This is a genomic window from Caulobacter sp. 17J65-9 (assembly GCF_010975005.1).
Classification (GTDB): Bacteria; Pseudomonadota; Alphaproteobacteria; order Caulobacterales; family Caulobacteraceae; genus 17J80-11.
In genome coordinates this window covers 1-604 of record NZ_JAAIVC010000351.1, presented here as the reverse complement: position 1 = coordinate 604, position 604 = coordinate 1, and the positions used below count along the sequence as shown (strand labels likewise).

At 76.2% G+C, this 604-nt stretch carries 1 protein-coding gene; it reads left to right on the top strand.

Features of this window, described 5'->3' with window-relative positions; all coding sequences use genetic code 11:
• A partial coding sequence (locus G3573_RS21905) for an ABC transporter ATP-binding protein (protein ID WP_163263710.1) occupies nucleotides 1-604 on the top strand: 604 nt, incomplete at both ends.

Sequence of the window (604 nt, the reverse complement as noted above, 5' to 3'; positions counted from 1 at the left end):
GGCCATGTGCGTGCGCGCCGGCTTCGACCGCGTGGTGGCCGGCTCGCCCGCGACGGCCGCGGGGCTGTGGCCGCTGGCCATAGGTTTCGCCGCCGCGCTGGCGTTCGGGGCCTGGCTGCGGGTGCGCGAGCGGGTCGACGCCGAGAAGCTGGGCTTCGACTACACCGCCGAGCTGCGCGCCGCCCTGTTCGACCGGCTGACCAAGCTGTCGCCGTTCGCGCTCGAAAAGCGCAGCGACGGAGAGGTGCTGCTGCGCTTCGTCGGCGACCTCGCCGCCCTCAAGCAGTGGGTCAGCTACGGCCTGGCCAAGGTGACCGTCGCGGGCGTGACGGTGGTCGCCGCCCTGGCGGCGCTGGGCGTGCTGAACTGGCCGATCGCGCTCGCGGCCGCCGTCGGCTTGAGCGTCGGCGCGGCCCTGTCGCTTCCTCTGAACAAGCCGCTGGACCGGGCCGTGCGCCTGGCGCGGCGACGGCGCGCGCGGCTGTCCGCCTTCGTCGCCGAGCGGGTGGTGGCCATGCGCGCGGTTCGTGTGATGGGCGGGCGCCGCCGCGAGGTGCGCCGCCTGGCCCGCCAGACCGCCGGCCTCAGGAGCGCCGCGCTGGGC